We start from the raw sequence: 13,855 nt of genomic DNA, 5'->3' as shown, positions 1-13,855 counted from the left end.
GGCACGGCCTTTGTTTTTACAAGAAGGACAGCAATCAGATGACCACTATTGCCAACATCATTGCCCGCGAAGTTCTGGATTCCCGCGGCAACCCCACTGTTGAAGCCGAAGTCCACCTGGCCGACGGCAGCATTGGCCTGGCCTGCGCCCCTTCCGGCGCCTCTACCGGTACCCGTGAAGCGCTGGAACTGCGCGACGGCGACAAGGCCCGTTATCTGGGCAAAGGCGTGCTGACCGCCGTTGCCAACATCAATGGCCCCATCAAGGCCGCCCTGCTGGGTAAAAACGCCCTGGAACAGGCCGCCATCGACGCCGCCATGATTGAACTGGACGGTACCGACAACAAAGCCAAGCTGGGCGCCAACGCCATTCTGGCTGTGTCCCTGGCCAACGCCAAAGCCGCTGCTGCCAGCCAGAAGAAGCCGTTGTACGTGTGGATAGCCGAACTGAACGGCACCCCTGGCGTGTACTCCATGCCGGTACCGATGATGAACATCCTCAACGGTGGCGAGCATGCCGACAATAACGTCGACATCCAGGAATTCATGGTGCAGCCGGTGTCTGCCCCCAACTTCCGCGAAGCGCTGCGCATGGGCGCCGAAATCTTCCACAGCCTGAAAAAGGTGCTGCAAAAGCAGGGTCTGAACACCGCTGTGGGTGACGAAGGCGGCTTTGCCCCTAACCTGAAATCCAACGCCGATGCCTTGGCCGTTATCAAGCAAGCGGTGTCCGACGCCGGTTACGAGCTGGGTAAAGACGTGACCCTGGCCCTGGACTGCGCTGCTTCCGAGTTCTATAAAGACGGCAAATACGTGCTGGCCGGTGAAGACAAATCCTTCAGCTCCGAAGGTTTCGCCGACTACCTGGCCGGTTTGACCGAGCAATACCCCATCGTCTCCATCGAAGACGGCCTGGACGAGTCAGACTGGGCTGGCTGGAAAGTGCTGACCGAGAAGCTGGGCGAGAAGATCCAACTGGTAGGGGACGATCTGTTCGTCACCAACACCAAGATCCTCAAAGAAGGTATCGACAAAGGTATCGGTAACTCCATCCTCATCAAGTTCAACCAGATTGGTTCCTTGACCGAGACGTTGGAAGCGATCGCCATGGCCAAGGCCGCCGGTTACACCGCCGTGATCTCTCACCGCAGCGGCGAAACCGAAGATGCCACCATTGCCGACCTCGCCGTCGGTACCGCTGCTGGCCAAATCAAAACCGGTTCTCTTTGCCGCTCCGACCGGGTTGCCAAGTACAACCAGTTGCTGCGCATCGAAGAGCGTCTGGGCGCCGATGCTCCTTACCGCGGCCTGAGCGAAATCAAAGGTCAGGCGTAAGCAAAAACAATGATATAAAAGCCGCCTACGGGCGGCTTTTTTTATGGACAGCATGCAGTCTCCATCCTTACCAGACAAACCTCAGGCGCAGCCGTCGGCCTTTAAGGGCTATTGGCTTTTTGGCGCCCTGGCCCTGGGGTTGCACCTGTTGCTGCTGTGGCTGGTCAAGCCTTCTTTGCCTGTGGTGCCGGCGCCGCCTAGCGGCCACCCTATTTCGGCCCAGCTTATCTTCACGCCCCCCAAACCCCAGGCGCAAAGCAGCGATGCCGGCCAGGACCCAAATGCCGTGGTGAAAAAGGACCACACCAGTGCAACGGTGTTGCCAGCGGCAGGGAGTAACCAAAGTAGCGGCCCGCAAAGTGCGGCGCCTGGGCAACAACCGGCAACCAGCCGCAGCGGCACCTTGCCGGCTGACCCTTTTGCCCGCCAAGAAGGCGGCGGCCAGGATTTTGGCCAGCAGCTTGAGAGCAGCCTTAAGCGCCTTCAGCAGCAACGCCAGCAGCAATGGCTGGACAGCGCCAAGCCCGGCGCCGACGCCCTGCCAAGGCCGACGGTAAAGAAGAACGAGCCGCAGATCATTGAGCTGGGCGGCGGCCAGCGGCTATACCGCGGGCCCCATGGCGAGTGCGCTTTGTTGCAGGAGGTGGATGTGGTGGGCGGCAAGGAGACCCGCTGGCTTTCAAGCAGCCTTTGCCAAGACAAAGGCCCTGATTTTCAATCCTTTATCAAAAAGCGCCAACACCAGGGCTAAGGCGCCAGGGTAGGCGTGGGCAATGCCCGGTGTTACCCTCGGCATGGTTTGCAGCCCGCATTTTGATAAGGAGCACGACATGGCAAAGTGGCCCATCAATCACCCCGAGCGTCTTCAGCTTTTTTCCCTCGCTACGCCTAATGGCCAGAAGGTGTCCATCGCCCTTGAAGAGCTGGGCATTCCCTACGAGGCCCATACCGTTCGCATCGGTGAGGACGAGCAGTTCGACCCGCAGTTCCTGGCCATCAACCCCAACAACAAAATTCCTGCCATTGTCGACCCGGACGGCCCCGGCGGCGAGCTGAAGCTGTTCGAGTCTGGCGCCATTTTGCTGTACCTGGCCGAGAAGACCGGCAAGTTGCTGCCCAAGGATCCGAGCGAGCGCATCGAGTGTATTCAGTGGGTCTTTTTCCAGATGGCCGGTATCGGCCCGATGTTCGGCCAGTTCGGCCACTTCTATAAGTACGCCGCCGACAAATGCCAGGACCCTTACCCGGTCAACCGTTACCGCAACGAGGCCCGGCGTTTGCTGGGGGTTTTGGAAAAGCGCCTGGCAGGGCGCCAGTACATCATGGGCAGCGAGTACAGCATTGCCGACATTGCCACCTTCCCTTGGGTGGGCTGCCTGGACTGGGGCTACAACGGTTACCAGGCCATCGGCCTTGACGACTTCCCCACCGTGATGGCCTGGTACGAGCGCTGCAAAAACCGCCCGGCCAGCCAAAAAGGGCTGAATGTCTGCGCTTTTGACTGAGCTTAGGCATTCCCAAAGGGGCTGGTGCCCACCATAATAGGACCCCAGGACAGACAGGAGACAGCATGGCTCGATTGGCAATAGTGCTCCTGGTGCTCCTGGGGATGTTGCAATACCGCCTTTGGTTTGGCGACAACGCCCTCAAGGATCACTGGCAACTCAAGGCGGATATCGCCCGCATTCAAACCCAGAATGCCGAACTGAAAAAGCGTAACGATTTGATGTACGCCGAGGTCAAGGATCTGCGTAAAGGTCTGGCCGCGGTAGAAGAACGTGCCCGCAACGAGCTGGGCCTGATCCGTGATGGCGAGACCTTCTACCGGGTTCTGCAATCCAAGTACGACGACAAAAACGGATCGGCCGATAACAATGACTGACAAACTGGTCGCCCTGGTGCCCGCTGCCGGTATTGGCAAACGCATGGGCGCGGGCAAGCCCAAGCAATATCTGCAACTGACCGACAACGCCATTCTCGGTGAAACCCTGGCCCGGTTGCTGGCCATGGAGGTTATCAGCGAAGTGGTGGTGGCCTTGGCAGAAGACGATCCTTACTTTGCCGAGCTGCCCCAGGCCCAACACCCGCGGCTTCGCACCGTGATTGGCGGTGAAGAGCGTGCCGATTCGGTGCTGGCCTGCCTTAATGCCGTTAATCCCGATATCGCCCCCTGGGTGCTGGTGCACGACGCCGCCCGGCCTCTTATTACCGAGGCCGATGTCAATCAACTGGTGGCCAAGGCCAAAGCCGGGCAGGGCGCCATTTTGGCGCTGCCGGTGGTGGATACCGTCAAATGGTCTGCCGATGGCCATAGCATCGAAGAAACGGTGCCGCGCCAACACCTGTGGCGGGCGCTCACCCCCCAGTGTTTCCCCACTGCGCTGCTGCGCCAAGCCCTTGGCGAGGCCTTGAGTGAAGGGGCCAGCATTACCGACGAAGCCTCCGCCATCGAGCGCCTGGGGCTGGCGGTAACCTTGGTTAAAGGCCGCAGCGACAACCTCAAGATCACCGAACCGGCGGACCTGCCTTTGGCTCGCTGGTTGCTTAGCCAACAGGAGTAACCCATGCGCATTGGCCATGGTTTTGACGTACACAAGTTTGGCGCCGAGCGCGACCTCGTCCTTGGCGGCGTGGTGGTGCCACACTCTATTGGCCTGGTGGCCCACTCCGATGGCGACGTGGTGCTGCATGCCGTGGCTGATGCCCTGCTGGGGGCAGTGGCCCTTGGCGATATCGGCCGCCATTTTCCCGATACCGATGCCGCCTTCAAAGATGCCGACAGCCGGGTGCTGCTGCGCCATGTGGCAGGCCTGGTGGCCGAAAAGGGCTACCGGATAGGCAACCTGGATGTCACCATCATGGCCCAGGCGCCGAAGATGGCGCCCCATATCAGCGCCATGGTCAGCACCATTGCAGGCGATCTGGCCTGCGAAATCGGCCAGGTCAACGTTAAGGCCACCACCACCGAGAAGCTCGGTTTTGTAGGCCGCCAAGAAGGCATTGCCGTGGAAGCGGTGGTACTGCTGGAGAAAGCCCTATGAGTGTTACCGCCCTTTTTAAAAGCCAGCCCGAAGATTTTTTTGTTGAAGAAGTGCTGGGCTTTGAGCCTTGCGGCGAAGGCGAACACCTTTTTGTGCTGATTGAAAAGCGCGGCATGAACACCCAGTGGGCCGCCAAACTGCTGGCCGAGGCCTGTGGCCTCAAAGAGCGGGACGTGTCCCACTCTGGCCTTAAAGACCGCCACGCCGTCACCCGCCAGTGGTTGTCGGTATGGCTGCCGGGTAAAGAAGACCCGGACTTGTCCGCCATCGAGAGCGACGAGCTGAAGATTCTCAAAACCGCCCGCCACAACAAGAAACTGCGCATTGGCACCCACAAGGCCAACCGCTTTGAGATTGTGCTGCGGGAAGTGTCAGACCAAGCCCAGGCCGAGCAAGCCTTGAGCGCCATTGCCGCCAACGGCTTTGCCAATATTTTTGGCGACCAGCGTTTTGGCCACGATGACCGCAACCTCAAGGTGTTTGAGGAAGTACTGGCCGGCAAACGCATGAAAAAGCCGCGCCAGTCCATGGCCATTTCTGCCGCCCGCTCCATGCTGTTCAACCAGGTTGCCGCCCATCGCCAGGCCAAAGGGCTGATGGACACCGTGATCCCCGGAGACGTGCTGATGCTGGCGGGCTCCCACTCGGTGTTTGTGGCCGAAGAGGCCGAGCTGGCAAGCCTGCAACAACGCCTCGATGAAGGCGATGTGCAGCTTACCGGCCCGCTGTGGGGCCGGGGCGGGGTGAAACCTCTTGAAGAAGCCGCCGCACTTGAGCTTGAAGCCTGCGCCGAGCAAGGCGCCTTCACCGAAGGCTTAGAGCGCCTTGCCAGTAGTGACCGCCGAGTGTTGTGGCTAAAGCCTGCCATCAGCTGGCAATGGCAGGGCCAGGACCTTACCCTCGGCTTTACCCTGCCTACCGGCAGTTTTGCCACGGCGCTGCTGGCCAATGTGGCCGAGCTGGTGGAGCCCGAGCGCCGCACTGAGGCCCAAGCATGAAGATTCTGGTCAGTAACGACGACGGCGTTCACGCCCCCGGTATCGCGGCCCTGGCAAGGGCCATGGCCGAGATTGGCGAAGTGCGGGTGGTAGCGCCGGATCGTAACTGCTCCGGCGCCTCCAACAGCCTGACCCTGGAAAACCCGCTTCGAGCACAGCAGCTTGAAAATGGCTTTTGGGCGGTCAAGGGTACCCCCACCGACTGCGTGCACCTTGCCATCAATGGCCTTTTCAGCGATTGGCAGCCCGACTTGGTGGTGGCCGGCGTCAATGCCGGGGCCAACCTCGGGGACGACGTGCTCTATTCGGGCACGGTGGCAGCCGCCACCGAAGGGCGCCACCTTGGCCTGCCGGCGGTGGCGGTGAGCCTGGTGGGGCGTACCTTGCAGCATTACCAGGACGCGGCCGACATCGCGGCTCGCATTGTCGGGCGGCTTGAGCAGCACCCCTTGCCGCCGATGCACATTTTGAATATCAACGTGCCGGACATTCCGAAAACCCAGTATCGCGGCGTGGAAGTGACCCGCCTTGGGTACCGGCACCGGGCCGAGAGCATGGTCAGCACCGCCGACCCTGCCGGGCGGCCCATTTTTTGGTTGGGCCCGCCGGGGCAAGGCGCCGACGCCGGCCCGGGGACGGATTTTCATGCGGTGAGCCAAGGCCGCATTTCGGTGACGCCGCTGCAGATAGACCTGACTGCGCACCGGATGCTAAGCCCCATGGCCAGCTGGCTGGAAGACCTTTAACCCTCAAGCACGTAAAGGGAGACTATGGCCAACGACGGCGCAGGAGCACGCACCCGCCTGACAGCCCAGCTGCGTCAGGAAGGGATCTGTAATGAAAGGGTACTGGCCGCCATGGCTGCCGTACCCCGGCACTGGTTTGTAGACGATGTGCTGGGCCATAAGGCCTACGACAACACCGCCTTGCCCATAGGGGAAGGCCAGACCATTTCCCAGCCTTATATTGTGGCGCGCATGACCGAGTTGCTGCTTCGGGGCGGCTCTTTGGGCCGGGTGCTGGAAATTGGCACCGGCTCGGGGTATCAAACCGCAGTACTGGCACAACTTTGCGAGCAGGTGTTCAGCGTCGAGCGCATCAAGAACCTGCAATATCAGGCTCGCAGGCGGTTGCAGCGGTTGGATCTGCACAACGTGCAGATGAAACATGGCGACGGCTGGCAGGGCTGGTCAACCAAAGCGCCCTTTGATGGCATCATTGTGACCGCCGCCCCCAGCGCCATCCCTGACGCCCTGTTGGCGCAGCTGGCCGACGGCGGGGTGATGGTTATCCCGGTAGGGGACGACCAGCAGCTGCTCAAGGTGATCACCCGCCAGGGCCAAACCTATACCGTGGACGATGTAGAGTGGGTGCGCTTCGTGCCCCTGATTTCTGGAAGCCTTTTGTGAAAATATTTTCGGTGCTCTACGACAAGGTGCTCAGATGGTCTGCGCACCCCCACGCTTCGCGTTACCTGGTGTCCATGAGTTTTTGTGAGGCCATCTTCTGGCCCATTCCGCCGGACGTGATGCTGGCGCCCATGTCCCTGGCCAAGCCTCAAAAGGCCTGGCATTTTGCCTTGTTAACGACTCTGGCTTCGGTTATCGGCGGCGCCGTGGGTTTTGCCCTTGGCTGGCTGCTGTTCGAGCCGGTGGTGCAGCCCTTTATCCACTGGGTGGGGTATGACCATCAGCTCGTTAAGGCGCAGCAGTGGTTTAGCCAATATGGGCTGTGGATAGTGCTGCTGGCCGGCTTTTCACCGCTGCCGTACAAGTTCTTCACGGTGACGGCCGGTGTAATGCAAATGATGTTTCTGCCCTTTATGCTGATGTCTCTGGTCAGCCGGGCGGCCCGGTTCTTTTTGGTCGCCGGCCTGATGAAACTGGGCGGGGCGCGCATGGAAGAAAAACTGCGCCACTACATCGACTGGCTGGGATGGGCCACCGTGCTCCTGGCGGTCGCGGCTTACCTGATACTCAGATAGGGGTTATGCGCGGGCTGCTGGTTGTTCTCTTTCTAACCCTGCTACTGTCGGCATGTACTGCCGACAGGCCAGCCCCCGTGATCTCCCTTTCCACCGAACAAGCTGCCGTGCAGGTGGTCAACTACGACCCCATTCGCGGCAGCAGTTACGGGGTTACCCGGGGCGATACCCTCTATTCCATTGCCTTTCGCGCCGGTATGGATTACCGGGAGCTTGCCGCCCGTAACCACATCCGTGCCCCTTACACCATTTATCCCGGCCAAATCATCAAGTTGTCATCAGCTCCTGCCAAAGTCGTCAGGCATCCGGTGCAGAGCAACTCAAAAAATCCCAAGAAAACGATTGCTAAGCCGATAGCGGATCAGTACAGTCAAAATCAAGATGTTAACAAAAAAGTTACATCTTCTTCGGCCAGCCCAGGGATTTCATGGCGTTGGCCGACAACAGGCCGGGTGATCTTAGGCTTTTCTGATGCTCAAAAAGGCAACAAAGGGCTAGACATCGACGGCAACAGGGGAGACTCTGTAGTTGCTGCCGCTCCAGGCAAAGTGGTTTACGCGGGGAGTGCGCTGCGGGGTTACGGGAAACTCATCATCATCAAACATAACGATGAGTACCTTAGCGCCTACGCGCACAACGATGAACTGCTGGTCAAGGAGCAACAGTGGGTTAAAGCAGGGCAATTGATTGCCCGCAAAGGTGACTCCGGCACCAATGGCGTGAAACTCCATTTTGAGATCCGCCGCCGGGGAGAAGCCATTAACCCGCTGTTAAAACTACCCAAACGAGGATAACAACAATGACCAAATAGCGGAGTGTTCGACAACGAGTTGACAGGAGGCTTTATGGCCCGCAAAAAATCTGAGAAGCAAGATAGCCATGACATGGACGACATCGAAGTCATGGACAAGGAAGCCCAAGTTTCTACTGAAGAAGTGGAAGACCAGCAAGAGGAAATCACGTTAGGGGACGATTTCCAAAAGAGCCTGGACGCTACCCAGATGTATCTGAGTGAAATAGGGTTCTCACCGCTGCTCAGCGCGGAAGAGGAAGTCTTTTTTTCACGAAAAGCGCTGCGAGGTTGCGATGCATCCCGCAAACGCATGATCGAAAGTAACCTGCGACTGGTCGTTAAAATTGCACGCCGTTATAACAACCGCGGCCTTGCCCTGCTGGATTTGATTGAAGAAGGCAACCTGGGCTTGATCCGCGCCGTTGAAAAATTTGACCCCGAGCGGGGGTTCCGCTTCTCTACCTACGCCACCTGGTGGATCCGCCAGACCATCGAACGCGCCATCATGAACCAGACCCGCACCATCCGTCTGCCCATTCATGTGGTCAAAGAACTCAATGTTTACCTGCGCACCGCCCGCGAGTTGGCCCACAAACTGGACCACGAACCCACCGTTGAAGAAATCGCCACCAAGCTCGATAAACCCGTTGATGATGTAGCCAAAATGCTGCGCCTGAACGAGCGGATCAGCTCAGTGGATACCCCCATCGGTGGCGACTCGGACAAAGCCCTGCTGGACGTTATTGCCGACGAAAAGGAAATGGGCCCCGAGTATGAGCTGCAAGACAACGATATCCGGGCCAGCTTGATGAAATGGCTGGACGAGTTGTCCGACAAGCAGCGGGAAGTGTTGGCACGCCGCTTCGGTTTGCTGGGCTATGAGCCGGCAACCCTGGAAGAAGTGGGCCATGAGATCGGGCTCACCCGCGAGCGGGTTCGCCAGATCCAGGTAGAGGCGTTAAGGCGCCTGAAAGAGCGCCTGTTTCAGGAGGGCTTGAACGCCGAAGCGCTGTTTAGCGATTAAAAACCGGCGTCTTCCTTGAGCTGATAAAGCAGCATCAAGGCCTCTTTTGGAGATAGCGCATCCACATCCAACGATTTGAGCCGGCTGACAACAGCCGGTTCTTCATTTAAGGCCAGGGAAATTTGCCGCGGCTGTGGCGCCTGGCCCGCAGCCACCGGTGTGTGGCTCTCCAGCTCTGCCAGTTTTTGCCTCGCCGCTTTGACCACGCCTTTGGGCACCCCAGCCAAGAGCGCCACCTGCAAGCCAAAACTCTTTGAGGCCGGGCCGCTTTGCACCGCGTGCATAAAGGTCACGGTATCGCCGTGCTCCACCGCATCCAGATGCACGTTATCCACCCCGTCCAGTTGTTCTGCAAGGGCGGTCAGCTCGAAATAATGGGTGGCAAAGAGGGTGAGGCTGCGGCTCTGGCGGGCCAGGAAGTCCGCTACCGCCCAGGCCAGGGACAGGCCGTCGTAGGTGGAGGTGCCGCGGCCTATTTCGTCCATCAGCACCAAGCTGCGCTCGGTAGCGTTATTGAGGATGGTGGCGGTCTCGGTCATTTCCACCATAAAGGTAGAGCGCCCCGAGGCTAGATCGTCGGCGGCGCCGATACGGGTAAAGATGCGGTCTACCAGGCCAATTTCGGCGCTCTCGGCCGGCACCGGGCTGCCGATATGGGCCAGCAGGGTGATGAGGGCGGTTTGGCGCATGTAAGTCGACTTACCGCCCATGTTGGGGCCGGTTACCATCAGCATCTGCTTGGCATCACTGAGCGCCACCGGGTTGGCGATAAAGGGGCTGTCCAGCACCACTTCCACCACCGGATGGCGGCCGCCATCGATACGAATGCCGCGCTCGGCTTTGAGGGCCGGGCGGCAATAATTAAGGCTTTGGCCTCGCTCGCAAAGGGTGGCCAGCAGGTCCAGCTCGGCGCAGGCATCAGCCAGGCGCAGCAGCGCTTCAAGCTGTGGGTGCAACTGGTCAAACAGCGCTTCATAAAGCTGCTTTTCCAGGGCCAGGGCCTTGCCTTGGCTGGTCAGTACCTTGTCTTCGTATTCTTTGAGCTCGGGGATGATGTAGCGCTCGGTGTTTTTCAAGGTTTGGCGGCGCTGGTAATCGGTGGGAGCCAGGTGCGACTGGGCCCGGGTCAGTTCAATAAAATAGCCATGAACCCTGTTGAAACCGACCTTGAGGGTGTTGATGCCGGTGCGCTGGCGCTCCCTGGCTTCGATATGCTCGAGAAAATCGGTGGCGCCTTTTGACAGTGCCCGGTACTCGTCCAGCTCTCTGTTGTAGCCGGGGCGAATGACGCCGCCGTCACGAATGAGCACCGGCGGGTTGTCGATAATGGCGTTTTGCAGCAGCTCGTACAGCTCTGGCTGCGGCGCACAGTGACCTTTAAGGGCGGCAAGGCGCCCTTGGCTGCCACTGAGCAACTCGCCAAGCTCAGGCATCACCGCCAGCGCCGTGCGTACCCGCACCAGATCCCTCGGCCTTGCCGAACGCAGCGCCACCCGCGCCATTACCCGCTCAAGATCCCCGACCTGCTTCATCAACTCGCGAAGCTGGCCGTCCAGAAGCTGCTGGTTTAAATAATCGATGGCATCGAGGCGCCCCTCGATAACCTCGACGCTGCGCAGCGGCCGGTGCAGCCAGCGCCCCAAAAGCCTTGAACCCATAGGGGTTGCGCAGCGGTCCAGCACCGAAAACAGCGTGTTGTCGGTGCTGCCAGCCAGGCTTTGGGTCAGCTCCAGGTTGCGCCGGGTAGCGGCGTCCAGCACCACGGCCTCGTCTTCGGCTTCCAGTTTGATGGCGCGAATATGGGGCAGGGCGGTGCGCTGGGTATCTTTGAGGTATTGCAGCAAACAGCCGGCGGCAGCCAGGGCACGCTTGGCGCTTTGCACGCCGAAGCCGGCCAAATCGCGGGTACCGAACTGCTGGGTAAGGGTGCGCTGGGCGGTATCGAGATCAAACTCCCAGAGCGGCCGGCGCCTCAGGCCTTTTCGTTCACCCAGCAGGCTGGTGTCAAAGTCTTCCGGGTACAAAAGCTCGGCCGGATTGGTGCGCTGCAGCTCGGCTTTTAAATCATCAATGCCGTCTGGCTCCGACACCAGGAAGCGGCCAGAGGTGATGTCCAGGGTGGCGTAGCCAAAGCGGCCATCCTTGCCAAATACCGCGGCCAGCAGGTTGTCGCGTTTTTCGGTCAATAGCGCTTCGTCGCTGACGGTGCCGGGAGTGACGATGCGCACCACCTGACGCTCCACCGGCCCTTTGGAGGTGGCCGGGTCGCCGATCTGCTCGCAAATGGCTGCCGATTCGCCCATGGCCACCACTTTGGCCAGATAACCTTCCACGGCGTGGTAGGGCACCCCAGCCATGGGGATTTTTTCGCCGCCGCTTTGGCCGCGGGCGGTCAGGGAGATATCCAGCAAGGCGGCCGCCTTTTTGGCGTCATCGAAAAACAGCTCGTAAAAATCCCCCATGCGATAAAACAGCAACACGTCTGGGTGCTGGGCTTTGATGCGCAGGTATTGCTGCATCATGGGAGTATGGGATTCCAATGGTTGCGAGGGCATGGGCAGGTCTAGATAATGACGTTGAATTTGACTGTCCGAGAGTCTACCAAAATGCCAGCCCACACTCCTACCTGGGATGAAATTCAGCAGCTGGCCGCCAGGCTCGGCTTGGCAGCCAAGGCCGCCGGGGTACGCTTAAGCAGCGCCGAGTCTTGTACCGGTGGCCTTATCGCCGGGGCCATCACCGATATCGCCGGCTCCTCTGCTTGGTTTGACGAGGCCTTTGTCACCTACGCCAACGCCGCCAAAATGCGGCGTCTGGGAGTAAGTGAAGAAAACCTCGCTGGCTTTGGCGCCGTGTCTGAGCCGGTTGTGGTGCAGATGGCACAAGGCGCCCGGCAGCAAGCGGGCGCTGACCTGGCAGTGGCCACCAGCGGTATTGCCGGGCCTGACGGCGGCAGCCCGGACAAACCGGTTGGCACAGTGTGGATGGCCTGGGCTTCGCAGCAACATTGCGAAAGCCGCTGCTTTCACTTCGCCGGCGATCGCCAGGCGGTGCGGCTACAGGCCGTTTTTGCGGCCTTGACCGGGCTTTTGGAAAAAATCCCTGTAGACAGGGGTTGATACTGTACGGTCATACAGTATACTTCCCTGCAACTGAATTCACCTTCTTGCGGATCTTTGGAGCCGGAAATGGACGACAACAAACAGAAAGCCCTTGCAGCAGCGCTGGGTCAAATTGAGCGCCAGTTTGGTAAGGGTTCCATCATGCGGATGGGCGACAGCCAGGTGCTGAGTATTGAATCCGTATCCACCGGCTCACTGGGCCTGGATATTGCCCTTGGCATCGGTGGCCTGCCTTTTGGCCGTGTTGTCGAAATTTTCGGGCCGGAGTCTTCCGGTAAAACCACCTTGACCCTGCAGGTCATTGCCGAAGCCCAAAAGCAAGGTAAAACCTGCGCCTTTATCGACGCCGAACACGCGCTGGACCCAATCTATGCCCGCAAGCTTGGCGTGAATGTGGACGACCTGCTGGTGTCCCAGCCCGATACCGGTGAGCAGGCCCTTGAAATCTGCGACATGCTGGTACGCTCCAGCGCCGTAGATGTGGTGATTGTCGACTCCGTTGCCGCCCTGACCCCGAAAGCGGAAATCGAAGGCGAAATGGGCGACAGCCACGTCGGCCTGCAGGCTCGCCTGATGTCCCAGGCGCTGCGTAAGCTCACCGCCAACATCAAAAAGTCCAACACCCTTTGTATCTTCATCAACCAAATCCGGATGAAGATCGGCGTGATGTTCGGTAACCCCGAAACCACCACCGGCGGTAACGCCCTTAAATTCTACGCCTCGGTGCGCCTGGATATCCGCCGCATCGGTTCGGTGAAGGAAGGGGACGAAGTGGTGGGTAACGAAACCCGCGTCAAAGTGGTGAAGAACAAAGTGGCGCCGCCTTTCAAACAGGCCGAGTTCCAGATCATGTACGGTGCCGGTACCTCCAAGGAAGCCGAACTTATCGACCTGGGCGTGTCCCAGAAGCTGGTGGACAAAGCCGGTGCCTGGTACAGCTACCAGGGCGACAAGATTGGCCAAGGTAAAGCCAATGCCGTTAAATTCCTTTTGGAAAACAAAGATATTGCCGCCGAGATTGAAGGCAAGATCCGCCAAGCCCTGCTGGTAACTCCCGGCACTGGCGCCACCGAAGATAACGTTAGCGAAGCCCTCGTCGAGGGAGACGAGTTCTGAGTGACGACCTGATGCAAGCAGCCGTTCGGCTGCTTGCCCTTAGAGAACACAGCCCCCGCGAATTGGCCGATAAACTGGCCCGCAGGGGCTTTTCTTCTTCTGAAATCCAGCCCCTTATCGACAAGCTGCTTGCGCAAGGCTTGCTGGATCATTACCGTTATGCCGAAAGTGCCGTTCGACGCCTGCTGCAAAAGGGATATGGTTCCCAGCGCATCCAGGCCGAACTGTTCCAGAAAGGCATCCCCGATGACATCGCCAAAGCGGTCCTTGCGGACGATCAGCCCGACTGGTTCGAACAGGCACAAGCTGCCTATAATAGGCGATTTCGCGACGCCGCCATCACGAGCCCGAAAGACTGGGCGAAAAGGGCCCGGTATCTGTCCAGCAGGGGCTTTTCTCCTGAGCAGATCCGCGCCGTTTTAGCCAAAGTAGAACGCGCCTGA

The 13,855-nt window shown here is 59.4% G+C and carries 15 protein-coding genes and 1 pseudogene; 15 read left to right on the top strand and 1 reads right to left on the bottom strand.

The window, feature by feature from the left end:
• Window positions 1-38 precede the first annotated feature (38 nt).
• From eno to rpoS, 12 genes and pseudogenes are all read left to right on the top strand, one after another.
• Complete coding sequence (gene eno, locus AC22G1_RS15095) at window positions 39-1,334, top strand: phosphopyruvate hydratase (RefSeq protein WP_050658511.1); 1,296 nt, start codon at window positions 39-41, stop codon at window positions 1,332-1,334.
• Between the two features lie 43 nt (window positions 1,335-1,377).
• Window positions 1,378-2,085, top strand: a complete 708-nt coding sequence (locus AC22G1_RS15090; protein ID WP_487314097.1) for a hypothetical protein — start codon at window positions 1,378-1,380, stop codon at window positions 2,083-2,085.
• A 79-nt stretch (window positions 2,086-2,164) separates the two neighbouring features.
• Window positions 2,165-2,839, top strand: coding sequence for a glutathione S-transferase N-terminal domain-containing protein (locus tag AC22G1_RS15085; protein ID WP_487314096.1), 675 nt, complete (start codon window positions 2,165-2,167; stop codon window positions 2,837-2,839).
• Between the two features lie 65 nt (window positions 2,840-2,904).
• Entirely contained in the window at window positions 2,905-3,216 is a 312-nt protein-coding gene (gene ftsB, locus AC22G1_RS15080; RefSeq protein ID WP_050658280.1) for a cell division protein FtsB, read from the top strand.
• Window positions 3,209-3,895: a 2-C-methyl-D-erythritol 4-phosphate cytidylyltransferase gene (ispD, locus tag AC22G1_RS15075; RefSeq protein ID WP_050658281.1), complete on the top strand. Its 687-nt coding sequence runs from the start codon at window positions 3,209-3,211 to the stop codon at window positions 3,893-3,895. The genes ftsB and ispD overlap by 8 nt, the downstream gene beginning before the upstream one ends.
• A 3-nt stretch (window positions 3,896-3,898) precedes the next feature.
• Window positions 3,899-4,375, top strand: coding sequence for a 2-C-methyl-D-erythritol 2,4-cyclodiphosphate synthase (gene ispF, locus AC22G1_RS15070; RefSeq protein WP_487314095.1), 477 nt, complete (start codon window positions 3,899-3,901; stop codon window positions 4,373-4,375).
• A complete protein-coding gene (gene truD, locus AC22G1_RS15065) occupies window positions 4,372-5,373 on the top strand; it encodes a tRNA pseudouridine(13) synthase TruD (RefSeq protein WP_487314094.1) in 1,002 nt (333 codons plus the stop codon). Before ispF ends, truD begins: the two co-directional genes overlap by 4 nt.
• Entirely contained in the window at window positions 5,370-6,119 is a 750-nt protein-coding gene (gene surE, locus AC22G1_RS15060; RefSeq protein WP_050658284.1) for a 5'/3'-nucleotidase SurE, read from the top strand. The genes truD and surE overlap by 4 nt, the downstream gene beginning before the upstream one ends.
• A gap of 24 nt (window positions 6,120-6,143) precedes the next feature.
• Window positions 6,144-6,782 carry a protein-L-isoaspartate(D-aspartate) O-methyltransferase gene (locus tag AC22G1_RS15055; RefSeq protein WP_487314093.1) on the top strand — a complete coding sequence of 213 codons (639 nt, stop codon included), beginning with the start codon at window positions 6,144-6,146 and terminating at the stop codon, window positions 6,780-6,782.
• Window positions 6,779-7,357 carry a YqaA family protein gene (locus tag AC22G1_RS15050; RefSeq protein WP_487314092.1) on the top strand — a complete coding sequence of 193 codons (579 nt, stop codon included), beginning with the start codon at window positions 6,779-6,781 and terminating at the stop codon, window positions 7,355-7,357. The genes AC22G1_RS15055 and AC22G1_RS15050 overlap by 4 nt, the downstream gene beginning before the upstream one ends.
• A 422-nt stretch (window positions 7,358-7,779) precedes the next feature.
• Window positions 7,780-8,151: pseudogene (locus tag AC22G1_RS20410) on the top strand (murein hydrolase activator EnvC family protein); the annotation flags it as partial.
• Window positions 8,152-8,241: 90 nt separating this feature from the next.
• On the top strand, window positions 8,242-9,174 hold the full coding sequence (gene rpoS / locus AC22G1_RS15040) for an RNA polymerase sigma factor RpoS (RefSeq protein WP_487316732.1): 933 nt from the start codon (window positions 8,242-8,244) through the stop codon (window positions 9,172-9,174).
• Here rpoS and mutS read toward each other — a convergent pair.
• A complete protein-coding gene (mutS, locus tag AC22G1_RS15035) occupies window positions 9,171-11,729 on the bottom strand; it encodes a DNA mismatch repair protein MutS (RefSeq protein WP_487314090.1) in 2,559 nt (852 codons plus the stop codon). The genes rpoS and mutS overlap by 4 nt on opposite strands.
• A 51-nt stretch (window positions 11,730-11,780) precedes the next feature.
• On the opposite strand from mutS, the gene AC22G1_RS15030 reads away from it, so the two are divergent.
• The 3 genes from AC22G1_RS15030 to AC22G1_RS15020 all read left to right on the top strand — a co-directional run bounded on the left by AC22G1_RS15030 (window position 11,781) and on the right by AC22G1_RS15020 (window position 13,855).
• A complete protein-coding gene (locus AC22G1_RS15030; RefSeq protein WP_487316731.1) occupies window positions 11,781-12,293 on the top strand; it encodes a CinA family protein in 513 nt (170 codons plus the stop codon).
• 69 nt (window positions 12,294-12,362) lie between these two features.
• A complete protein-coding gene (gene recA, locus AC22G1_RS15025; protein ID WP_487314089.1) occupies window positions 12,363-13,412 on the top strand; it encodes a recombinase RecA in 1,050 nt (349 codons plus the stop codon).
• Window positions 13,413-13,423: 11 nt separating this feature from the next.
• The gene (locus tag AC22G1_RS15020; protein WP_417357341.1) at window positions 13,424-13,855 is read left to right on the top strand and encodes a regulatory protein RecX; all 432 of its coding nucleotides are present in this window, start codon (window positions 13,424-13,426) and stop codon (window positions 13,853-13,855) included.

It is taken from the genome of Gallaecimonas zhanjiangensis (assembly GCF_057624825.1).
Note: the sequence above shows the minus strand (reverse complement) of the source record. Positions and strands in the feature narration are given on the sequence as shown.

What these genes read in the sequence shown, in the direction of transcription:
- AC22G1_RS15030 (WP_487316731.1), top strand. Translation starts at nt 11,781, where the DNA reads ATGCCAGCCCACACTCCTACCTGGGATGAAATTCAGCAGCTGGCCGCC.
- mutS (WP_487314090.1), bottom strand. Translation starts at nt 11,729, where the DNA reads ATGCCCTCGCAACCATTGGAATCCCATACTCCCATGATGCAGCAATAC.
- AC22G1_RS15085 (WP_487314096.1), top strand. Translation starts at nt 2,165, where the DNA reads ATGGCAAAGTGGCCCATCAATCACCCCGAGCGTCTTCAGCTTTTTTCC.
- recA (WP_487314089.1), top strand. Translation starts at nt 12,363, where the DNA reads ATGGACGACAACAAACAGAAAGCCCTTGCAGCAGCGCTGGGTCAAATT.
- AC22G1_RS15020 (WP_417357341.1), top strand. Translation starts at nt 13,424, where the DNA reads ATGCAAGCAGCCGTTCGGCTGCTTGCCCTTAGAGAACACAGCCCCCGC.
- ftsB (WP_050658280.1), top strand. Translation starts at nt 2,905, where the DNA reads ATGGCTCGATTGGCAATAGTGCTCCTGGTGCTCCTGGGGATGTTGCAA.
- AC22G1_RS15055 (WP_487314093.1), top strand. Translation starts at nt 6,144, where the DNA reads ATGGCCAACGACGGCGCAGGAGCACGCACCCGCCTGACAGCCCAGCTG.
- eno (WP_050658511.1), top strand. Translation starts at nt 39, where the DNA reads ATGACCACTATTGCCAACATCATTGCCCGCGAAGTTCTGGATTCCCGC.
- ispF (WP_487314095.1), top strand. Translation starts at nt 3,899, where the DNA reads ATGCGCATTGGCCATGGTTTTGACGTACACAAGTTTGGCGCCGAGCGC.
- truD (WP_487314094.1), top strand. Translation starts at nt 4,372, where the DNA reads ATGAGTGTTACCGCCCTTTTTAAAAGCCAGCCCGAAGATTTTTTTGTT.
- rpoS (WP_487316732.1), top strand. Translation starts at nt 8,242, where the DNA reads ATGGACGACATCGAAGTCATGGACAAGGAAGCCCAAGTTTCTACTGAA.
- AC22G1_RS15090 (WP_487314097.1), top strand. Translation starts at nt 1,378, where the DNA reads ATGGACAGCATGCAGTCTCCATCCTTACCAGACAAACCTCAGGCGCAG.
- ispD (WP_050658281.1), top strand. Translation starts at nt 3,209, where the DNA reads ATGACTGACAAACTGGTCGCCCTGGTGCCCGCTGCCGGTATTGGCAAA.
- surE (WP_050658284.1), top strand. Translation starts at nt 5,370, where the DNA reads ATGAAGATTCTGGTCAGTAACGACGACGGCGTTCACGCCCCCGGTATC.